General features: G+C 65.9%; 17 protein-coding genes. 10 read left to right on the top strand and 7 right to left on the bottom strand.

All coding sequences use genetic code 11. From position 1 onward, the window contains the following. Nucleotides 1–7: 7 nt before the first annotated feature. A complete protein-coding gene (locus ACE10X_RS00405) occupies nt 8–739 on the bottom strand; it encodes a uroporphyrinogen-III synthase (RefSeq protein ID WP_304557942.1) in 732 nt (243 codons plus the stop codon). 174 nt (nt 740–913) lie between these two features. Here ACE10X_RS00405 and tsaD point away from each other — a divergent pair, with 174 nt between their 5' ends. Together tsaD and ACE10X_RS00395 are read left to right on the top strand one after the other, a co-directional pair. Next, on the top strand, nt 914–1,987 hold the full coding sequence (gene tsaD, locus ACE10X_RS00400) for a tRNA (adenosine(37)-N6)-threonylcarbamoyltransferase complex transferase subunit TsaD (protein WP_304557402.1): 1,074 nt from the start codon (nt 914–916) through the stop codon (nt 1,985–1,987). A gap of 13 nt (nt 1,988–2,000) precedes the next feature. After that, entirely contained in the window at nt 2,001–2,978 is a 978-nt protein-coding gene (locus ACE10X_RS00395; protein WP_038387680.1) for an NAD(P)H-dependent glycerol-3-phosphate dehydrogenase, read from the top strand. A 6-nt stretch (nt 2,979–2,984) separates the two neighbouring features. On the opposite strand, the gene ACE10X_RS00390 is transcribed toward ACE10X_RS00395, so the two are convergent. Then, nucleotides 2,985–3,746, bottom strand: coding sequence for a haloacid dehalogenase type II (locus ACE10X_RS00390; RefSeq protein ID WP_038387679.1), 762 nt, complete (start codon nt 3,744–3,746; stop codon nt 2,985–2,987). A gap of 248 nt (nt 3,747–3,994) precedes the next feature. On the opposite strand from ACE10X_RS00390, the gene ACE10X_RS00385 reads away from it, so the two are divergent. Next, a complete protein-coding gene (locus ACE10X_RS00385; protein WP_038387678.1) occupies nt 3,995–5,107 on the top strand; it encodes an alpha/beta hydrolase in 1,113 nt (370 codons plus the stop codon). An 86-nt stretch (nt 5,108–5,193) separates the two neighbouring features. Beyond that, entirely contained in the window at nt 5,194–5,607 is a 414-nt protein-coding gene (locus ACE10X_RS00380; RefSeq protein WP_028342057.1) for an EVE domain-containing protein, read from the top strand. Nucleotides 5,608–5,764: 157 nt separating this feature from the next. Here the strand turns inward: ACE10X_RS00380 and ACE10X_RS00375 are convergent, their stop codons facing one another. Continuing rightward, nucleotides 5,765–6,943: a DNA topoisomerase IB gene (locus ACE10X_RS00375; protein WP_038387677.1), complete on the bottom strand. Its 1,179-nt coding sequence runs from the start codon at nt 6,941–6,943 to the stop codon at nt 5,765–5,767. Between the two features lie 430 nt (nt 6,944–7,373). Then, nucleotides 7,374–7,499, bottom strand: a complete 126-nt coding sequence (locus ACE10X_RS00370; RefSeq protein ID WP_276325886.1) for a hypothetical protein — start codon at nt 7,497–7,499, stop codon at nt 7,374–7,376. Between the two features lie 198 nt (nt 7,500–7,697). Here ACE10X_RS00370 and acs point away from each other — a divergent pair, with 198 nt between their 5' ends. Together acs and ACE10X_RS00360 are read left to right on the top strand one after the other, a co-directional pair. Then, on the top strand, nt 7,698–9,650 hold the full coding sequence (gene acs, locus ACE10X_RS00365) for an acetate--CoA ligase (RefSeq protein WP_038387682.1): 1,953 nt from the start codon (nt 7,698–7,700) through the stop codon (nt 9,648–9,650). Between the two features lie 332 nt (nt 9,651–9,982). After that, the gene (locus ACE10X_RS00360; protein WP_028342054.1) at nt 9,983–10,510 is read left to right on the top strand and encodes a L,D-transpeptidase; all 528 of its coding nucleotides are present in this window, start codon (nt 9,983–9,985) and stop codon (nt 10,508–10,510) included. An 81-nt stretch (nt 10,511–10,591) separates the two neighbouring features. Here the strand turns inward: ACE10X_RS00360 and ACE10X_RS00355 are convergent, their stop codons facing one another. Together ACE10X_RS00355 and ACE10X_RS00350 are read right to left on the bottom strand one after the other, a co-directional pair. Further along, the gene (locus ACE10X_RS00355; RefSeq protein ID WP_369529628.1) at nt 10,592–11,089 is read right to left on the bottom strand and encodes a thermonuclease family protein; all 498 of its coding nucleotides are present in this window, start codon (nt 11,087–11,089) and stop codon (nt 10,592–10,594) included. Between the two features lie 154 nt (nt 11,090–11,243). Beyond that, on the bottom strand, nt 11,244–11,471 hold the full coding sequence (locus ACE10X_RS00350) for a DUF1674 domain-containing protein (protein ID WP_038387675.1): 228 nt from the start codon (nt 11,469–11,471) through the stop codon (nt 11,244–11,246). A gap of 175 nt (nt 11,472–11,646) precedes the next feature. On the opposite strand from ACE10X_RS00350, the gene ACE10X_RS00345 reads away from it, so the two are divergent. The 3 genes from ACE10X_RS00345 to purH all read left to right on the top strand — a co-directional run bounded on the left by ACE10X_RS00345 (nt 11,647) and on the right by purH (nt 16,720). Further along, nucleotides 11,647–12,993, top strand: a complete 1,347-nt coding sequence (locus ACE10X_RS00345; protein WP_038387674.1) for an RsmB/NOP family class I SAM-dependent RNA methyltransferase — start codon at nt 11,647–11,649, stop codon at nt 12,991–12,993. 129 nt (nt 12,994–13,122) lie between these two features. Further along, a complete protein-coding gene (locus ACE10X_RS00340; protein ID WP_080583545.1) occupies nt 13,123–14,874 on the top strand; it encodes a heparinase II/III family protein in 1,752 nt (583 codons plus the stop codon). A gap of 253 nt (nt 14,875–15,127) precedes the next feature. Next, nucleotides 15,128–16,720, top strand: a complete 1,593-nt coding sequence (purH, locus tag ACE10X_RS00335) for a bifunctional phosphoribosylaminoimidazolecarboxamide formyltransferase/IMP cyclohydrolase (protein WP_038387672.1) — start codon at nt 15,128–15,130, stop codon at nt 16,718–16,720. A 136-nt stretch (nt 16,721–16,856) separates the two neighbouring features. On the opposite strand, the gene ACE10X_RS00330 is transcribed toward purH, so the two are convergent. Continuing rightward, nucleotides 16,857–18,236 carry an MFS transporter gene (locus ACE10X_RS00330; RefSeq protein ID WP_038387671.1) on the bottom strand — a complete coding sequence of 460 codons (1,380 nt, stop codon included), beginning with the start codon at nt 18,234–18,236 and terminating at the stop codon, nt 16,857–16,859. 126 nt (nt 18,237–18,362) lie between these two features. Here ACE10X_RS00330 and ggt point away from each other — a divergent pair, with 126 nt between their 5' ends. Further along, complete coding sequence (gene ggt, locus ACE10X_RS00325) at nt 18,363–20,108, top strand: gamma-glutamyltransferase (protein ID WP_375763915.1); 1,746 nt, start codon at nt 18,363–18,365, stop codon at nt 20,106–20,108. The last annotated feature ends 31 nt before the right edge of the window (nt 20,109–20,139 follow it).

The following is a 20,139-nucleotide window of genomic DNA, read 5'->3' as shown; positions in this document are numbered from 1 at the left end:
ATTCCGGTCACGGCCGCAGGGTGCGGCCGAGCGCCTCCAGCAGGGCATTTTCGTCCGGCCGCGCCGCCACCACCACATTGGTCGCGCCGGCGTCATGGAGCACCGCGGCGACGGCCGCCGAGATGCAGCATTGCGGTAGCGCGAGCGCCGAAATCTCGATTCCGTCGGCGCGTACCGTGTCCAGGAAGGCCTGCGCGCTGCGACGGGAATAGTGCAGCACCGCGGTGATCCGGTTCGCCATGAAGGCGTCGCTGACTTCCCTTGGGAAGCCGGCCACCGGCGCCATCCGGTAGGTGGTGTGGGTGACGACGCTGAGCCCGCGCTCGCCGAGCTCGCCCGCGAGATCGCGCGACAGGTCGCCGCCGGCGAGATAGAGCAGCGTCGCTGATGCGTCGAGTTCGCCGGCCTTGACCCGTGCGATCACGAGATTGCGCAGCGAGACTGCATCGCCCTTCGCCACGATCACCTTGTCGAAGCCCGCGGCGCGGGCCGCATCGGCGGTGTGCGCCCCGACCGCAAACAGCGGCAGCCGCAACAACGGGCTGGCAGCGAGGTCGACCGCGCGCAGCGCATTGGCGCTGGTCAGGATGACGGCATCATAATCGGCATCGTCGTCGCCGCGGAACGGCACCGGCTCGAAGCGCAGCACCGGTGCCGACAGGGCGTCGAAGCCGCGTTGGCGCAGCGTCGCGAGCGTCGCGTCATTGTCCGGATGCGGTCGTGTGACAAGGATTGTCAGGATTTCAGGCCTCTAGCCGTATAAATTGGACGTTGGCGACCGATTGCACTTTAAGACCTCGCAATGCTACCCCGGGGCGGACGTTTTGATGAGCATCATCTTGCCGGAAACCGGTTCCGGCCTGTCCGGATCATGCTCGTAGCACAAGGACCGAAATTGGGACACGAACCGCCAATGCTGGTGCTGGGGATCGAAACCACCTGCGATGAAACCGCGGCCGCCGTGGTCGAGCGCCAGGCTGACGGGCAGGCGAAAATCCTCTCCAATGTGGTGCGCTCGCAGACCGACGAGCACGCCCGCTTCGGCGGCGTGGTGCCGGAGATCGCGGCGCGCGCCCATGTCGACCTGCTCGACGGCATCGTCGCCACCGCCATGAAGGAGGCCGGCGTCGGCTACCGACAATTGTCGGCGGTCGCCGCAGCCGCGGGACCCGGCCTGATCGGCGGCGTGATCGTCGGTCTCACCACCGCGAAGGCGATCGCGATGGTGCACGATACGCCGCTGATCGCGGTGAACCATCTCGAGGCGCACGCGCTGACGCCGCGGCTGACCTGCGCGCTGGCGTTTCCCTACTGCCTGTTCCTGGCCTCGGGCGGACACACCCAGATCGTCGCCGTGGTCGGCGTCGGTGAATATGTGCGGCTCGGCACCACGGTCGACGACGCGATGGGCGAGGCGTTCGACAAGGTGGCGAAGATGCTGTCGCTGCCCTATCCCGGCGGGCCGGAGGTCGAGCGCGCGGCGGCCGGCGGCGACCCGACGCGGTTTGCCTTTCCACGCCCGATGCTCGGCCGCCCCAATGCGAATTTCTCGCTCTCGGGACTGAAGACGGCGGTGCGCAATGAAGCCAGCCGGCTGGAGCCGCTCGAACCGCAGGACGTCAGCGATCTCTGCGCGAGTTTCCAGGCCGCGGTGCTGGAATCGACCGCGGACCGCTTGAGCGTCGGCCTGAAGCTGTTTCAGGAGCGGTTCGGCACGCCGCGCGCGCTGGTCGCGGCCGGGGGCGTCGCCGCCAACCATGCCATCCGCAGCGCGCTGCAGGAGGTTGCGGCGACGGCGCAGACCACGCTGATCATCCCGCCGCCGGCGCTCTGCACCGACAATGGCGCGATGATCGCCTGGGCCGGTGCCGAGCGGATGGCGCTTGGCCTCACCGACACGATGGAGGCGCCGCCGCGCGCGCGCTGGCTGCTCGACGCCAACGCCAAGGCGCCGGCCGGCTACGCCAACAGCCGCGCCGGACATTGAGCTAGGGGTTGCGATGCCCGCGCATATGTCAGTCAGCGTGATCGGTGCCGGCGCCTGGGGCACGGCATTGGCCGAGGTCGCGGCGCGCGCCGGGCGCAAGGTGACGCTGTATGCGCGCAATGCCGAGCATGCCGCGCAGATCCAGGCGACGCGGGTCAATCCGAAGCTGGCTGGTGTCCAGCTTCAGCCTGGCATCGCCGTGACGTCGGATATCGCCGCCGCGGCACACGCCGACATCATCCTGGCCGTGACACCGGCGCAGCATTTGCGCGCGGCGGTTGGGCATCTTGCGCCGCATCTCAAACCCGACACGCCTGTCATCGCCTGCGCCAAGGGCATCGAGCACGGCACGCATAAATTCATGACCGAGGTGATCGCGGAAGCCGCGCCGCGCGCCGTACCCGCGATCCTGTCGGGGCCGAGCTTTGCCGACGACGTCGCACGCGGATTGCCGACCGCTGTAACGCTGGCCACCAGGGACGAAGCGCTGGCACGCGCGCTGGTCCAGGCGCTCGGCTCGGCGACGTTCCGGCCCTATCATACCACCGACGTGCGCGGCGTCGAGATCGGCGGCGCGGCCAAGAACGTGCTGGCGATCGCCGCCGGCATCGTGGTCGGCAAGAATCTCGGCGCCTCCGCGCTCGCCGCGCTGACCACACGCGGCTTCAGCGAGCTCGCAAGATTGGGCCGCACCTGCGGCGCCCGCACCGAAACACTCTCGGGCTTGTCGGGATTGGGCGATCTCCTGCTCAGCTGCTCGACCGCGCAATCGCGCAACTTCGCGCTCGGCCTCGCGCTCGGGCGCGGCGAAGCCGCACCGATCGGCAAGCTCGCCGAAGGCGCGTTCACCGCACCGGTGCTGTGCGAGCTCGCCGCCGCGCAAAAGGTCGACATGCCGGTGTCAAACGCGGTCGCCGCGATCCTGAGCGACCAGCTGACCGTCGATGCCGCGATCGAAGGCCTGCTGACGCGGCCCTTCAAGGCCGAGTAACGTGCATCACGCGGTCACGAAGGCGACGAGATCGTTCAATCCGGATCCCGTTCCGTCGGGCACGACGCCAAGCTCCTCGACGGTCGCATGGCTGCGATTGACCCAGAAGGTTGGATAGCCGAACCACTTCGCCCCAGCCACATCCCAGCCCGCGAACGCCGCAAAGACGATCTCCTCCTTGCGCAGCCCGAACGCGTCGACGCCCATCCGGTAGGCGCGGGCGTCGGGCTTGAAGGCCTGAACCCTGTCGGTTGAGAGGTGAGCCTCGAACAGCCCCTCAAGCCGGGAGTTCCTGATGACGGCATCGAGCATCGGTGCGGTGAGATTGGACAGGAACGCCATGCGGACGCCTGCGTCACGAAGCTGCCGCAGCGCGGGCTCCGCGTCGGGCCACGCCTTGAGCTCCAGATACGTCTGCATCAGACGCTCGCGTTGCTCCGATGACAGTTCGATCTTCATTGCCGTGGCCGCGAACACCAGCGCGTCCTCGGTGACGCGCCAGAAATCGATGTAGCGTCCGCCAAGGGTCCTGAGCCAGCCGTACTCGAACTGCCGCGTGCGCCAGGAAGCGCTCAGCTCGGCGCCCTTGCCCGGAAACATCTCCTCGACCCGCGCAAACACCGGACGTGGATCGACGATCGGAAAGCCGTCGAAGGCGATCGCCTTGAATGACGAGCGGCCCGCGGTGCGCGCCCGGTGCGGCAGCGCTGCCGCCGTCGCGAGCGAAGCTGCGGTCAAGGCCGCGAAAGTGCGGCGATTCAGAAGCATGTGGTCTCCTGCATGATGAGCCGGCACCGTTCACAGAAATACGTCTTGGCACAATCACCAGATTCCAGCAGAGACCATTCCAGATCTCAGAACAATCGACGCCTGCTGACGCGGCGATTCAAGGCCGAGTAACGCACATCACGGGCGCGCGAGGCGGAGCTTCACGATCCGTGCGCGCCGTACTAGCGTGGCGGCGAACCGTCGGATCCCGGTCCAACAAATCGAAAACGGATCCCAAGGGAAAACCCATGCGTCGATCGCATCGCGCCATCCTTTCGATCAGCCTCGCCGTCGCCCTCACCGCCTCATCCACTATCGCCCACGCCCAGACCGCGACCTCCTACGACGAACTTGCCAAGAGCGAGGCCGCCGCCAATGCCGACAACGGCAAGCGGGTCGCGCCGCTCAAATCGATCGGCAATCCAGCCGCCGACGTGTCTCCCGAGATGCAGGCAATGATCGGCGCGCCCTATCCGCCGCATTTCAATGCTGATCCCAAAACCCCGGCGGAATGGAAGGAATTGATCGATCGCCGCGCCAAGCTTCTGATCGCGGGTATTCCGGCGCTGAAGGCTAAGCTCGGCGTCAAGGTCGAGGAAACCAAGCTTGCCGGTGTGCACTGCTACATCGTCACCCCGAACAAGATCGCGCTGGAGAACAGGCGACGCCTGCTGATCCACATCCATGGCGGCGGTTACGTGTTCGGCCCCGGCGAAGCCGCGTTGCCGGAAGCCATCATGATGGCGGGCTTTGGCGGCTTCAAGGTCCTCTCGGTCGACTACCGGATGCCGCCGGACTTCCCCTATCCGGCCGCGATGGACGACGCGATGGCGGTCTGGAAGGAGGTGCTGAAATCGCACGAGCACCGCCGGCTGGCGATCTTCGGCACGTCGACGGGCGGGGCGATGACGCTTGCGATGGTATTGCGGGCGAAGGATGAGAAGCTGCCGCTGCCTGCCGCCATCGCGCCGGGCACGCCCTGGTCCGATATCGACAAGATCGGCGACAGCTACGCGAGCAATGAGTGGGTCGACAATGTGCTGGTGACCTGGGACGGATGGCTCGGCCGCGCGGCCAAGCTTTATGCAAACGGCACCAGCCTGAAGAATCCCTACATTTCGCCGATCTATGGTGACTTCAAGGGCTTCCCTCCGACCATCCTGACGTCGGGCACGCGCGATCTGTTCCTCAGCAACACGGTTCGCACGCATCGCAAGTTGCGCCGCGCCGGCGTGATCGCCGATTTCAATGTCTATGAGGGGCAGTCCCACGCGCAATACCAGTTCAACGCCGACGCGCCCGAGACGAAGGAGGCGTTCACCGACATCGCCAGGTTCTTCGATCGATATTTGAAACAGTAAGTGCTGCGCCAGGATCGGATGCTCGCGCTTGTCGCGGGCATCCGCGTCGCTGTAGATTGCAGCGCAATCGAACGGGGTGAGTTGCGATGAATTACTGGCTGGTGAAATCCGAACCGTCGGTCTGGTCATGGGACCATCAGGTCGCCAAGGGCGCGAAGGGCGAAGCCTGGACCGGCGTACGCAACTTCACGGCACGGCAGAATCTCGTCAACATGAAGAAGGGCGACAAGGCGTTCTTCTATCATTCCAACGAGGGCAAGGAGATCGTCGGCATCGCCGAGATCATCAAGGAAGCCTATCCCGACCCGACCGACAAGACCGGCAAGTTCGTCTGCGTCGACATCAAGGCCGACAAGCCGCTGAAGACGCCGGTGACGATGGCCGCGATCAAGGCGGACAAGAAGCTCGCCGACATGGCGCTGGTGAAGTATTCGCGGCTTTCGGTGCAGCCGGTGACCGCGGACGAATGGAAATACGTCTGCAAGATGGGCGGGCTGTAGCGTTCGGCGAATTCCACCGTCGTCCCTGCGAAAGCAGGGACCCATAACCACAGGCGAGCATCGTTAGAGCGTGCTGCGGCCACAGCTCGTCTCAACGATCAAGATTTGGGTTATGGGTCCCGGCTTTCGCCGGGACGACGACAGGGTGTGGCCGAGCTTACGCCCCCGCCGCCATCACCACCTGCGCCAGCAATTGCTCGCGCTTGGACTGGGTGCGGTAGCCTCCCATCGTCGCGGCGAAGCGTTCGAGGATGCCGTCCTCGAATGCGGTGACGATGGTGTCGTGGACATAGCTCTTGCGGCAGATCGCCGGCGTGTTGGACAGCTGGTCGGCGGCGGCGCGGATCGCATCCAGCACCTGGCGCTTGCGGCCGCGCTGGCTGGTGGCCGGCGTGATCCGCGACAGCGATTCCACGACGACGGCCGACGCCATCAGGGTGCGGAAATCCTTCAGCGAGATCTTGATGCCGGCGATTTCGCGCAGGAACGCGTTCACCGCCGTGGTCGAAGCGGCCCGCACCACGCCGGAACGGTCGTAATACTGAAACATGCGCTTGCCCGGGACGCCGCGCAGGATGCCGATCGCACGCACCAGCTTGGCCGCGTCGCATTCCTTGCGCACGGCCTTGCCGCCCTTGGCCTTGAAGGTCAGCACCAGGGAGTCGTCTTCCAGCGTGACGTTGGACTTCAAAAGCGTGGTGGCGCCGCGGGTGCCGTTGAGGCGCGCATAGGATTCGTTGCCAGGCCGGATCGCGGTGCGCGCGATCAGCTCGATCACCGCGGACAGCGCGAACTCGCGGGTCGGCTCGTCTCCGGACAGAAACGCCGAGACCTTGCGCCGGATCTTCGGCAGCGCGGCCACCAGCTTGGCGAGGCGATGCGCCTTGCGCTGCTCGCGAACCTTCTCCCAGTCGGCGTGATAGCGATATTGCAGCCGGCCCGCGGCATCGCGGCCGACCGCCTGCAGATGCGAGCTCGGGTCGCTGGAATAGCGCACCTGGCGATAGGCCGGCGGAACCGCCATCGCGTGCAGCCGGCGGATCGTCCGCGCATCGCGGACCCGCGAGCCATTGGCACGGACGAATGAATAGGTCTTGCCGCGCTTGATGCGGCGGATGGTCAGTTCGTTCTGGTCGCCGAGCCGCAGGCCCAGATCGCGCGCCAGTTCTTCGACCGTCGTTCTGATGGCGGCGGGGGCGTCGAGTTTGAGTGTTGACGGCGATCGCAGCTTTGCGCGTGGCGTCTGCTTTGGCCACTGGCCCAGTGCCTTTGCCAGGGCGACAGCGGGATCGGCGGAAATGGGCCGCACAGCCGCGATATTCTGCTGATCCATCATTCTCGCAAGACGCCTTGTTCCGCTGGTCTCCCGGTAATGCCGTTGCTTCGGGCTTCGTTCCGGTGGGCCGTCCGGCCTCGGTTTGGCGATTTAGGGCGTCGGAGCCGACATTGCGAGTCGCGAATCAGTTATTGACGGTGTCAAATTACCTTTCATGGGTGCCATTCGCCCGCTAACGTTGATTTTGGACTGCCCGGGATCGGACAAAATGACGCGAGCGCGGTGCCGAAAACCGGCGTTTGAACACCGCCCTGGGTCCACCGCGGTCCCCAGATCAGGTCAGCGACCTTGCCCTTTCGCGCGCTGCTCTCGCTGGGTACGTGGCTCGAGTTCTGCAGCCACGGGCCGGTCCAACCGCTGGCCGCAACCAAGGACTACGCGGTCACGAACGTGTTGACGTAGGTCGTCGCGACGGCGTCCGACAATTCGTTCAATTGTGCCTGAAGCCGTCCATCAAAATCGGCGTCAGCGTATCGTCATCGTGCGCGGCGAACGGCGCAGAGAACGACACCACTACGACCAAGAGACCAGTGACCCCGAGCAAGCGATGGCGCATAGGTTTCTCTCGTCGATGCGTTGCGGTAAGCCGTCCTATCACAAGCGGAAGCCGGCGGACTATCCGGCGGCTTCCACGCGACGAAAGTGACAGTCCTTTTTCCTTGCCGGGCCGGAATGCGGCAACGCATAATCGCGGCAATGATCAAGACAGCCTGCCGCTGCGTTGTATGCGATCGGCAATGAGTGGAGGAAAATGATGTCCGAGAAGATCTATGACGTGTCGGCCGACTGGGCCAAGCGCGCCTATATCGATGACGCCAAATATCGCGAGATGTACGCGCACTCGGTCAAGGACCCGAACGGCTTCTGGGCCGAGCACGGCAAGCGGATCGACTGGATCAAGCCCTTCACCAAGGTCGAGAACGTCTCCTTCGCACCGGGCAACATCTCGATCAAATGGTTCGAGGATGGCGTGCTGAACGTCGCCTGGAACTGCATCGACCGCCATCTCGACAAGCGCGGCGACCAGACCGCGATCATCTGGGAGGGCGACGATCCCTCCGAATCCAGGCACATCACCTACCGCCAGCTGCACGACGAAGTCTGCAAGATGGCCAACATCCTGCGCACGCGGAACGTCAAGAAGGGCGACCGCGTCACGATCTATCTGCCGATGATTCCGGAAGCGGCCTACGCCATGCTGGCCTGCGCGCGGATCGGCGCCATCCACTCGGTGGTGTTCGGCGGCTTCTCGCCGGACAGCCTCGCGCAACGCATCAAGGATTGCGACTCGAAGGTGGTGATCACCGCTGACGAGGGCCTGCGCGGCGGCAGGAAAGTGCCGCTGAAGGCCAATGTCGATGCCGCCATTGCCAAGACCGGCGGCGTCGACTGGGTCGTGGTGGTGAAGCGCACCGGCGGCAAGATCGACATGAACCCGACCCGCGACCTCTGGTATCACGAGGCCGCCACCATGGTGACGACGGAATGCCCGGCCGAGCACATGCATGCCGAAGACCCGCTGTTCATCCTCTACACCTCGGGCTCGACCGGAACGCCGAAGGGCGTGCTGCACACCTCGGCCGGCTATCTCGTGTTTGCGTCGATGACGCATCAATACGTGTTCGATTATCACGACGGCGACATCTACTGGTGCACCGCCGACGTCGGCTGGGTCACCGGCCACAGCTATATTCTCTACGGGCCGCTCGCCAACGGCGCTACCACGCTGATGTTCGAGGGCGTGCCGAACTATCCGGACAACTCGCGCTTCTGGAACGTGGTCGACAAGCACAAGGTCAACATCTTCTACACCGCACCGACCGCGATCCGCGCGCTGATGCAGGGCGGCGACGAACCGGTGAAGAAGACCTCGCGCAAATCGCTGCGCCTGCTCGGCTCGGTCGGCGAGCCGATCAATCCGGAAGCCTGGGAGTGGTATTACCGCGTGGTCGGCGACGACCGCTGCCCGATCGTCGACACCTGGTGGCAGACCGAGACCGGCGGCATCCTGATCACGCCGCTGCCCGGCGCGACCAAGCTGAAGCCCGGTTCGGCGACGCGGCCGTTCTTCGGCGTGGTGCCGGAGATCGTCGATGCCGACGGCAAGACGCTGGACGGCGAGACCTCGGGCAATCTCTGCCTGACCAAGTCATGGCCGGGCCAGATGCGCACGGTCTATGGCGACCATGCGCGGTTCGAGCAGACCTATTTCTCGACCTACAAGAACAAGTATTTCACCGGCGACGGCTGCCGGCGCGATGCCGACGGCTACTACTGGATCACCGGCCGCGTCGACGACGTCATCAACGTCTCCGGCCACCGCATGGGCACCGCCGAGGTCGAGAGCTCGCTGGTCGCGCATGAGGCGGTGTCGGAAGCCGCCGTCGTCGGCTACCCGCACGACATCAAGGGCCAGGGCATCTATGCCTATGTGACGCTGATGAAGGGCACCGAGCCGACCGAAGCGCTGCGCAAGGAGCTGGTCGCCTGGGTCCGCAAGGACATCGGCCCGATCGCCTCGCCGGACCTGATCCAGTTCGCGCCCGGCCTGCCCAAGACGCGCTCCGGCAAGATCATGCGCCGCATCCTGCGCAAGATCGCCGAGGACGAGCCGTCGAGTCTCGGCGACACCTCGACCCTGGCCGATCCGGCCGTGGTCGACGACCTCGTGCAGAACCGTCAGAACAAGAAGGGCGCGCCGGCGTAAGGCCAGCAGCAGCAAGGATCAGAAGACAAAAGAAGGGCCGCGCGCGATCACCGCCGCGGCCCTTTCTGCAACGGGCCGCTTCACGGGATTGTCAGAGGCATGGCGCGATTAGGGCGCGTTTGTGGCCAAGTGTTGTTTTCAGGTCATTTACTTTAATCCGAACTTTTCCTTTTCTCAGCGCCATCAGGACGTGTCTCGCGGCCGGTGTGAAACCACCCGGTTAACACACGCGGTTAATCTTGCGTGCGTGAGACCGGCAGGCCCGGTTTTTCAAGGGCTCTGCATCTTCGTTTTGGCTTCCTCGCGGGAGCTGTTGGGAAGTGGAGAGGTTGATGTCGATGAAGTTTGCGGTGGCGCTGGCTGCCACGGCTGCTGTTACCCTTGGTGCGGTTGTTTTGACGTCGCAGGCGGCCGAAGCCCGGCCGGAAATGGTGGGAATACACGCCGACAACTATGAGCCAGGCACCATCGTGGTGAAGACCAACGAACGGCGGCTCTACCTCATTCTCGATTCCGGCCACGCGATGCGTTACCCGGTCGGTGTCGGCAAGTCCGGCAAGCAGTGGGCCGGCACCACGAAGATCGACGGCAAATATCGCAATCCGGCCTGGTCGCCGCCCGCCGAGGTCAAGCGCGACAAGCCGAGCATCCCGAACGTGATCGCCGGCGGCTCGCCGCACAACCCGATGGGCGTCGCTGCGATGACGCTGGCCGGCGGCGAATATGCGATCCACGGCACCAACGTGCCGGGCTCGGTCGGCGGTTTCGTCTCCTACGGCTGCATCCGCATGCTGAACACCGACATCACCGACCTCTATTCGCGCGTCGAGATCGGCACGACGGTCGTCGTCACCCGCTGATCGCGTCCAGCGTTTCGCCTGAAGAAGAGCCGCGTGGATGCGCGGCTTTTTGTTTGCGGAAGCCTGGTTTGACGCTGTCGCCTAGCGCGCGAAATATCCGCACCAGCCGAAGCGGTGCCCGCCATTGTAGGCGCGGGCATGGCCGGCGGCGAGCAGCGCGGCCGAGACGTTGTCGGTCTTCCTGGTCGCGACGTCGGCGACGACGCGGCCCTGATACTTGTCGGGACCGACATTGTAGATCGCGACTTCGCCCTGGCCGAGCAGGTCGCGCAGCGCCACCGTCGCCGCTTGCGCCATTTGCAGTTCGCGCGCGCAGGATGCCTTCAGCTCCGGCGCGTCGATGCCGCGCAGCCGGACACGCGTGTACAGATCCGGGCCCGGCGAGAAATGCACCCGCGCCTCGAACGTGTCGCCGTCGATCGTCCTGATCACATCAACGTTGTGCCTGATGTCGGGCGCGCCGGCCCGCTGCCAGATGACATCGGTGTCGCGAGACCTGCCGAGCGACCAGGTCGGCGGCAAATGCACCCATTGCCGGATCGGCAGCGTGCTGCCGACGGCAATGCCGAGCACGAACACCCATGGCAGCGCCGCCGAGACGCGCCGGCCCCAAGGCGACCTTCGTGAAGGAGGCCTGCGGAAGGGCGGATGTTCCGTCCCACGATAAGCATTTATTCTTTCGTATGGGGACATTTTCCCAGACTGGCCCGAGTCGAGCCGCCAGGCAAGACTCTCAGAAGTCCGAGGCGATGCCCTTGGTCTCCCAATCGCCGTAACGCGTCGGTTCCGGCCCCTTCGGACCCTGGAACTCCTTCGGCCGCGCGGCCGCGTTCTGCGCGGCTGCCTCCTCGGCAGCCTTGCGCCGCGCCGCGGCCTCGGCGAGCGCGCGTTGCGCGGCCGGCGTCAGCGGCTTGCGGGGCACGGCCTCCAGAGGCGGTGACGATGGCGATTTATCAGACATGGCAAAACCTTCCGACCGTGCGTTGCATATCTCTGTGCTGGCTCAGTGACGACGTCACGATCGCGAAATCCCGCAAGCCGATTCTTACATTTGGCATATTCGCATGCCAGAGGTGATCTTGAGTTGATGGGCATGAGCCGAATGTAACTCAGCACCTTCGAGATATCTCCGCTTCATGCCTCCTTCAAGATTTGCAGTACCTGCCGAAGTCCCCGGCCTCGCGGCCCGCCGTATCGCGGCCGACATCCTCGATGGCGTGCTGCACAAGCACCGCACGCTCGACGACCAGCTCGACGGCGCCGGCGCACATCCCGGCCTGAAATCGCTGGCCGATCGCGACCGCGCGCTGATGCGCCGGCTGGTGTCGACCATCCTGCGCAAGCTCGGCACGCTCGGCCACCTGCTGTCGCGCCTGCTCGACCGCGGCATCCCGACCGATGCGCCGCGCGCGCAGAGCGCGCTCCTGATCGGCGCGGCACAGATTCTCTGGATGGACGTGCCTGACCATGCCGCGGTCGATCTCTCGGTGCGGCTGGTGCAGTCCGACCGGCGCGCCGCGAAATATGCCGGGCTCGTCAACGCCGTGCTGCGCCGCTGCGCGCGCGAAGGCCAGGGGCTGATCGACGAGATCAGCGCGCAGACGCTGGACCTGCCGCCATGGATGCTGGCGCGCTGGAACGCGCATTACGGCGAGGCCACCGCGCGCGAGATGGCGCTTGCGCTCGGCCACGAGCCGTCGCTCGATCTCACGGTGAAGTCGGACGCTGCACAATGGGCGAGCCGCCTGCACGGCGAGATACTGCCGACGGGAACCGTGCGCACGCTGCTGCAAGGTTCCGTCACGATGCTGCCCGGCTTTGCCGAAGGCCAGTGGTGGGTGCAGGACGCCGCCGCCGCGCTGCCGGCGCGGCTGTTCGGCGATATCAAGGACAAGGCGGTCGCGGATCTCTGCGCCGCGCCCGGCGGCAAGACCGCCCAGCTCGCGCTGGCCGGCGCGCATGTCACCGCGATCGACCGCTCGCCGGTGCGGGTCGCGCGACTGCGTGACAATCTCGCGCGGTTGGAGTTGCAGGCCGAGACGGTCGTCGCCGACGCCGCCGAATGGCCGGCGGAAGCCGCGAGCTTCGACGGTATCCTGGTCGATGCGCCCTGCACCTCGACGGGAACCATCCGCCGCCATCCCGACGTCGCCTGGCTGCGGCAGGAAGGCGACATCGCGGCGCTGTCGGCGCTGCAGAAGCGGCTGCTGCAAAAGGCCGCCAATCTGCTGAAGCCCGGCGGCACGCTGGTCTACTGCACCTGCTCGCTTGAGCCGGAGGAAGGCGAGCACGCGATCGCCGCGCTGCTGGCGAGCGAATCAGGCCTGCGCCGTGCGCCGGTCGAGACAAGCGAGGTCGCCGGCCTCGACGACATCATCACCGCCGACGGCGATCTGCGCACTTTGCCGAGCCATTTGCCCAATGCCGACCCGCGGCTCGGCGGGCTGGATGGCTTTTACGCGGCCCGGCTGGTTAAATCCTGATTTTAAACTTCAGTCTTCTAAGCTCGAAGTGATTCGTGCGGTATCAAGAGGGTGTCTTGGCAGGTGTCTTGGCCGCGTTTCCGGATTAAATAAGGATTCGTTGAAAATTCCCTCCCCGCAAGGTTAGGCGTGTCGGTCGCTCAAAGCAGACGCATCTCGACGCTGATTGCTGGCCGCTTTGCCCGCAGCATGATCGCGCGCGCCAGCGGGAGCACGGTTGCGCTGTCGCGGCTCTGGCCCGGCCGCACCGACCGGCTGATCATCGCCCCGCACGACCTGCGGACCGCCGACGCCACCCGCGCGGCCGAGATCTACGCCGGACGATTCGTTTTCGCCGGCAAGATCGTCACCTGCCACGGCCGCTCGATCTTCGATCTCGAGCCGCCGTCGGAGGACTGGGAAGCCGCCCTGCTCGGCTTCGGCTGGCTGCGCCATCTGCGCGCCGCCGACACCGCGCTGACCCGCGCCAACGCCCGCTCGCTGGTCGACGACTGGATCTCCAACCAGGCCCGCAAGCGGCCGCTGGAGCGCCGCGCCGATGTGCGCGCGCGGCGGGTGATCTCGCTGTTGTCGCAGGCGCCATTGGTGCTCGGCGACACCGACGGAAAATTCTACCGCAAATATCTGCGCGGGCTGGCGCGCGAGATCCGCTATCTGCGCCACGCGACGCTCGACAATGACGGCGTGCCGCGCCTGCAGGTCTTGATCGCGCTGTGCTACGCCTCGCTCTGTCTCGCCAACCAGGCGCGCAACATCAAATCGGCAACCCGCAAACTGTCCGACGAATTGCAGCGCCAGATCCTGCCCGATGGCGGCCACATCTCGCGCAATCCCGGCGCGCTGGTCGAATTGCTCAGCGATCTCCTGCCGCTGCGGCAGACCTTCGCCGCACGCAACATCGCGCCGCCGCCGGCACTGCTCAACGCCATCGATCGCATGATGCCGATGCTGCGCTTCTTCCGTCACGGCGACGGCAGCTTCGCGCTGTTCAACGGCATGAGCACCGCGCCGTCCGATCTCGTCGCGACGCTGCTCGCCTATGACGACACCCGCGGGGTGCCGATGGCGAGCATGCCGCATACCGGCTTCCAGCGCCTCGATGCCGGCAACACCGCGTTGATCATCGACACCGGCGCGCCGCCGCCGGCAAGCGTCAGCCAGGACGCGCATGCCGGCTGCCTGTCGTTCGAGCTCTCCTCCGGGGTGAGCCGCATCGTCGTCAATTGCGGCATGCCGAGCACAGGCCGCGACAATTGGCGGCCGTTCGCGCGCTCCACCGCGGCGCATTCGACGCTGACCTATCGCGACGCCTCGTCGTGCCAGTTCGTCGAGCTGTCGGCGATGAAGCGGCTGCTCCGCGGCGCGCCCGTCACCAGCGGGCCTAGCAATGTCGAGAGCTACCGCGAAGCCGTTCCCGACGGCGACGTGCTCACCGCCTCGCATGACGGCTATCTCTCGCGCTTCGGCGTGATCCACCGCCGCGTGCTGATGGTCGCGCAGGACGGCACGCGGCTGGAGGGCGAGGATTCGCTGTCGCCGGCGCCGGGCGGCCGCATCAAGGGCAGCGAGGCCGATTTCGCGCTGCGCTTCCATTTGCACCCTTCGGTGAAGGCGAGCCGGCTGTCGGATGCCCGCGGCGTGATGCTGGTGCTGCCCAACCGCGACGTCTGGACCTTCGAGGCGATGGACGACAAGGTCGATCTCGAGGACAGCGTGTTCCTGGCCGGCAATGACGGCCCGCGCCGCACCTCCCAGATCGTGATCCGGCAGGACGCGAGGCAGGCCGGCACCATCCGCTGGAGCTTCGTGCGCTCCTCGACCTCGGCCTCCGCCACCACCGCGCGCCGCAACGCCCGCCGCGAGCCGGAACTGCCGCTGTAGGACAGGTATCGGCAGCGCTCCTGACCCTAGACCCGTCACCCTGAGGAGCCGCGAAGCGGCGTCTCGAAGGGTCGACGGCCACCAGTCGGGCCGTGCATCCTTCGAGGCTCGCTGCGCTCGCACCTCAGGATGACGGGGAGACGGGATTTCAACCCAATCATCGCCAATTTCAGGGGAATCGGCCTCGGAGACCGGTTTCGTACCGCACAAAACCATGCTACCCGGCTGCCTTAACAGCCAGGGATTTTCCGATATGACCGAGCAGCTTCGCCGCGTGACCCGCGCTCTGTTGTCCGTTTCCGACAAGACCGGACTGATCGATTTCGCCAAGGCGCTGGCCGACCATGGCGTCGAGCTGGTCTCGACCGGCGGCACCGCCAAGGCGATCGCAGCGGCCGGGCTGAAGGTCAGGGACGTCTCCGAGCTCACTGGCTTCCCCGAGATGATGGATGGCCGGGTCAAGACGCTGCATCCGAAGGTGCACGGCGGCCTGCTCGCGATCCGCGACAACAAGGAACACGCTGCGGCGATGGCCTCGCATGGCATCGCGCCGATCGATCTTCTGGTCGTCAACCTCTATCCGTTCGAGGCCACCGTCGACAAAGGCGCCGGCTTCGAGGAGTGCATCGAGAACATCGACATCGGCGGCCCGGCGATGATCCGCGCCGCGGCCAAGAACCATGACGACGTCGCCGTGGTGGTCGAGGCGAACGACTATTCTGCCGTGCTCGACGAGCTTGCCGCGCACAAGGGCGCGACCTCGCTTCAGTTGCGCCGGCGGCTCGCCGCCAAGGCCTATGCGCGCACGGCGGCCTATGACGCCGCGATCTCGAACTGGTTTGCCGTGCAGCTCGACACCAAGGCGCCGGATTTCCGCGCCTTCGGCGGCAAACTGATCCAGTCGTTGCGCTATGGCGAGAACCCGCACCAGACCGCGGCGTTCTATGCCACGCCGGAGAAGCGGCCGGGCGTTGCGACCGCACGCCAGCTGCAAGGCAAGGAACTGTCCTACAACAACATCAACGACACCGACGCGGCCTATGAATGCGTCGGCGAGTTCGATCCGCAGCGCACCGCGGCCTGCGTGATCGTCAAGCATGCCAATCCGTGCGGCGTTGCCGAGGGTCCCGATCTCGCCACCGCCTATGCCCGCGCGCTGGCCTGCGATTCCACCTCGGCCTATGGCGGCATCATCGCGGTCAATCGCACGCTCGATGCGGACGCCGCGCGCGCCATCATCGGCATCTTCACCGAGGTGATCATTGCGCCCGACGCGACCGAGGAGGCGATCTCGATCATCGCCGGCCGGCGCAATCTGCGCCTGCTGCTCGCCGGCGGCCTGCCGAACGCGCGTGCGGTCGGTCTCACCGCCAAGACCGTCGCCGGCGGCCTCTTGGTGCAGAGCCGCGACAATGCCGTGGTCGAGGACATGAACCTGAAGGTCGCGACCAAGCGCGCGCCGACCGACGCCGAGCTGCGCGATCTCAAATTCGCGTTCCGCGTCGCCAAGCACGTCAAGTCGAACACCATCATCTACGCCAAGGACGTCGCCACCGTCGGCATCGGCGCCGGCCAGATGAGCCGGGTCGATTCCGCGCGCATCGCCGCGCGCAAGGCGCTGGATGCGGCGGCCGAGCTGAAGCTCGCCGAGCCGCTGACCAAGGGTTCGGTGGTCGCCTCCGACGCCTTCTTCCCGTTCGCCGACGGCATGCTCGCCTGCATCGAGGCCGGCGCCACTGCGGTGATCCAGCCCGGCGGCTCGATGCGCGACGACGAGGTGATCAAGGCCGCCGACGAGCACGGCATCGCGATGGTGTTCACCGGCGTGCGGCATTTCAGGCATTAGCCCATCCGGTTGTCGTCCCGGCGAAGGCCGGGACCCATACCGCGTGATCTATCGAAGGCACGCTGGGGTTAGTTGTCCCTCGCCAACCATGGCCGGTGGTTATGGGTCCCGGCCTTCGCCGGGACGACAGGTGTGATTACTCCCGCACCTTCGCCAATAGCGCCAGCCCCGCCACGAAGAACGCCACCAGCACCGCCATGCCGGCCTTCTGGCTTGCGGTCGCCGCGGTGATCGCGCCGATCAGGAGCGGGCCGATGAACGACGTCACCTTGCCGGTGAGCGCGAACAAGCCAAAATACTGCGCGATGCGATCCTTCGGCGCGAGGCGGATCAGCAGCGAGCGCGAAGCCGCCTGCAGTGGCGCACCGGTGGCGCCGATCAGGCAGCCCAGCACGATGTAGGCGCGCTCGGCAGCGCCCGCGAACAACGCACCGCCGGGCACCGGCGGCGCGACCTGGATGAACAGGATGGAATCCTTGTTCACGGTGAGGATCACGACGATCGCGAACAGCAGGATTACGAGGCTGCCGGTGATGACGCGCTTCGGTCCGAATCCATCGTCGAGCTTGCCGCCGATCCAGCCGCCGAACGTGCCGGCGACCGCGAGGATGATACCGAAGGTGCCGATCCGGATCGTGTCCCAGCCGAACGTGCCGGCGGCATAGATGCCGCCGAACGCGAATAGCGAGACCAGCCCGTCGGTGTAGATCATGTTCGCCAGCAGAAACCGCGCCAGTGACTTCTGCTTCGGCAGGCTCGACAGCGATTCCCTGAGCTCGCGCAGGCCTTCGCCGAGCGCCGCGCGCATCGGGCGCTTCGTCGGATAGTCCGGCGTGAACAGGAACATCGGCGTCACGAAGATGATGAACCAGAGCCCGGTCAGCGGCCCGGTGATGCGGTCGCCTTCATGCATGGCCGGATCGAGACCGAACAGCGGCGAAAAGCCGAACAGCGTCTTGCCGGTCTCGGCATTGGCGGCGAGGAAGCCGAGCACGAGAACAAGACTCAGGATGCCGCCGACATAGCCGGTGGCCCAGCCGGTGCCTGACAGCCGCCCGATCCTGTCCGGCGGCACCAGAGTCGGCATCATCGCATTGTTGAACACGGTTGCGAACTCGACGCCGACGCTTGCGATCGCATAGGCGAGCAACAGCATAGGGATGATGTCGGGATTGCCGGGCTTGCCGATCCACATCGCGCTGGCGCCGATCACGAGCAGCGCACCGAAGCCGGCGATCCATGGCTTGCGGCGGCCGCTGGCATCGGCGATCGCCCCCAGCACCGGCGACAGCAGCGCGATCGCAAGTCCCGCGGCCGCGGTGGCAAAGCCCCACAGGGCCTGGCCGCTCGCGGCATCCGGCGCGACGAAGCTCGCGAAATAAGGCGCGAACACGAAGGTCGTGATCAGCGTGAAATAAGGCTGCGCGGCCCAGTCGAAGAAGATCCAGCTGATGACGGCTGCGCGGCCAGGATAAACCTTGGTGGAGGCCTTCGCGTCACCGGCGCCCGTCTGCATTGTTGCCGTCATCGCGAAAGATATTCCCCAACTCGAACCACAGGCAGGCTTTTGCCGCTCCAATCCGCTCCCATATAGCATGAGCCGGTTTGACTGATACGGCGATGAACAGGGCAGGACATTTCGATGGCGCTGACGGCAACGATGTCGCGACGGCTGTTTGCCGCTCTCCTGGTGATTGGTATCGCGACGCCGGCCCTCGGCCAGGTCCAGCGCCGCTTCTATGAACCTTCAGCCGCGGACACGATTCGCAGCATTCGCGCCGAAAACGGCATGGTGGTGGCGCAGGAGAAGCTGGCTGCGCAAGTTGGCGCCGACATCCTGCGACAGGGCGGCAATGCGGTCGACGCCGCTGTCGCCACCGGCTTTGCGATGGCGGTGACCTATCCGCGCGCCGGCAATATCGGCGGCGGCGGTTTCATGGTGATCCATCTCGCCGGCCGCAATGAGGATGTCGCGATCGACTATCGCGAGACTGCGCCGCAGGCCGCGACCCGCGACATGTTCCTGAGCGCCGACGGCAAGCCCGATCCCGACAAGTCGCGCAACTCCGCGCTTGCGATCGGCGTGCCCGGCACGGTCGCGGGCCTCGCGCTGGCCCTGGAGAAATATGGCTCCGGCAAGTTCACGCTGGCGCAGATCCTCAAGCCCGCGATCGACCTCGCGCGCGACGGCTTCGTCGTCACCGACGACACATCGGACACGCTGAACGACATGTATCGCCGCATGTCGCGCTGGCCGAATTCGGCCAGGACGTTCTCGCACGCCGACGGCACGCCGCTCCGCGAGGGCGACCGCCTGATCCAGGGCGATCTCGCTGGCGTACTGACTGATATTGCCGAACAAGGCCCGCGCGGCTTCTACCAAGGCGCCGTCGCCGAGAAGCTTGTCAGCGGCATCAAGAATGCCGGCGGCATCTTCACCCTCGAGGATCTGAAATCCTACCAGCCGGTGATCCGCACGCCGATCCGCGGCAGCTATCGCGGCTACGACATCGTCTCGATGCCGCAACCCTCCTCCGGCGGCGTCGTGCTGCTCGAGATCCTCAACATCCTCGAAGGCTTTCCGATGTCCGACATGAAGCAGGGCTCGGCCGCCTCGCTGCATGTGATGATCGAGGCGATGAAGCGGGCCTATGCCGATCGCGCGCGCTATCTCGGCGATCCCGCCTTCGTCGACGCGCCGACGCAGCTCTTGATCGACAAGGACTATGCCGCCAGACAGCGCGCGACCATCGATCTTGCCCGCGCCACGCCCTGGACCGATGTGCGCAACGCGAAGCAGCCGCGCGAAGGCGACAACACCACGCATTATTCGGTCGTCGACGCCGGCGGCAACGCCGTCAGCAACACCTATACGCTGAACTTCCCCTACGGCGTCGGCCTCGTCGCCGACGGCACCGGCGTGCTGCTCAACAACGAGCTCGACGATTTCACCGCAGCTCCCGGCGCCTCCAACGCCTTCGGCCTGGTCGGCTTCGAGGCCAATCTGCCGGGCCCCGGCAAGCGCCCGCTGTCGTCGATGTCGCCGACCATCGTGCTGAAAGACGGCAAGCCGGTGCTGGTGACGGGCTCGCCCGGCGGCAGCCGCATCATCTCCGCCGTGACGCAGATCATCGTCGACGTGATCGACTACAAGATGGACATCGCGGCCGCGGTCGCCGCGCCCCGCATGCACCATCAATGGTTGCCGGACGAGGTCCGGATCGAGCGCGGCTTTCCCGACGCGGTGCTGACCGAGCTGAAAGCCAAGGGCCACAAGCTGGTCGAGCCGCTCGGCTACTCCTCCGCGAACTCGATCCTCGTCACGACCAACGGTCTGCTCGGCGCGCCGGATCCGCGCACGCGCGGCACGGAGGCTGCGGGATACTAGAGCTTGATCCGGAAAAGTGCGTAGCGGTTTT

This window comes from Bradyrhizobium sp. Pha-3 (assembly GCF_042258325.1).
GTDB classification, from domain to species: domain Bacteria; phylum Pseudomonadota; class Alphaproteobacteria; order Rhizobiales; family Xanthobacteraceae; genus Bradyrhizobium; species Bradyrhizobium elkanii.
Note: the sequence above shows the minus strand (reverse complement) of the source record. Positions and strands in the feature narration are given on the sequence as shown.

Excerpts from the sequence above, each read along its gene's own strand:
- ACE10X_RS00380 (WP_028342057.1), top strand. The coding sequence starts at position 5,194 with ATGAATTACTGGCTGGTGAAATCCGAACCGTCGGTCTGGTCATGGGAC.
- tsaD (WP_304557402.1), top strand. The coding sequence starts at position 914 with ATGCTGGTGCTGGGGATCGAAACCACCTGCGATGAAACCGCGGCCGCC.
- purH (WP_038387672.1), top strand. The coding sequence starts at position 15,128 with ATGACCGAGCAGCTTCGCCGCGTGACCCGCGCTCTGTTGTCCGTTTCC.
- ACE10X_RS00370 (WP_276325886.1), bottom strand. The coding sequence starts at position 7,499 with ATGCGCCATCGCTTGCTCGGGGTCACTGGTCTCTTGGTCGTAGTGGTG.
- ACE10X_RS00375 (WP_038387677.1), bottom strand. The coding sequence starts at position 6,943 with ATGATGGATCAGCAGAATATCGCGGCTGTGCGGCCCATTTCCGCCGAT.
- ggt (WP_375763915.1), top strand. The coding sequence starts at position 18,363 with ATGGCGCTGACGGCAACGATGTCGCGACGGCTGTTTGCCGCTCTCCTG.
- ACE10X_RS00350 (WP_038387675.1), bottom strand. The coding sequence starts at position 11,471 with ATGTCTGATAAATCGCCATCGTCACCGCCTCTGGAGGCCGTGCCCCGC.
- ACE10X_RS00390 (WP_038387679.1), bottom strand. The coding sequence starts at position 3,746 with ATGCTTCTGAATCGCCGCACTTTCGCGGCCTTGACCGCAGCTTCGCTC.
- ACE10X_RS00345 (WP_038387674.1), top strand. The coding sequence starts at position 11,647 with ATGCCTCCTTCAAGATTTGCAGTACCTGCCGAAGTCCCCGGCCTCGCG.
- acs (WP_038387682.1), top strand. The coding sequence starts at position 7,698 with ATGTCCGAGAAGATCTATGACGTGTCGGCCGACTGGGCCAAGCGCGCC.
- ACE10X_RS00395 (WP_038387680.1), top strand. The coding sequence starts at position 2,001 with ATGCCCGCGCATATGTCAGTCAGCGTGATCGGTGCCGGCGCCTGGGGC.
- ACE10X_RS00385 (WP_038387678.1), top strand. The coding sequence starts at position 3,995 with ATGCGTCGATCGCATCGCGCCATCCTTTCGATCAGCCTCGCCGTCGCC.
- ACE10X_RS00360 (WP_028342054.1), top strand. The coding sequence starts at position 9,983 with ATGTCGATGAAGTTTGCGGTGGCGCTGGCTGCCACGGCTGCTGTTACC.
- ACE10X_RS00330 (WP_038387671.1), bottom strand. The coding sequence starts at position 18,236 with ATGCAGACGGGCGCCGGTGACGCGAAGGCCTCCACCAAGGTTTATCCT.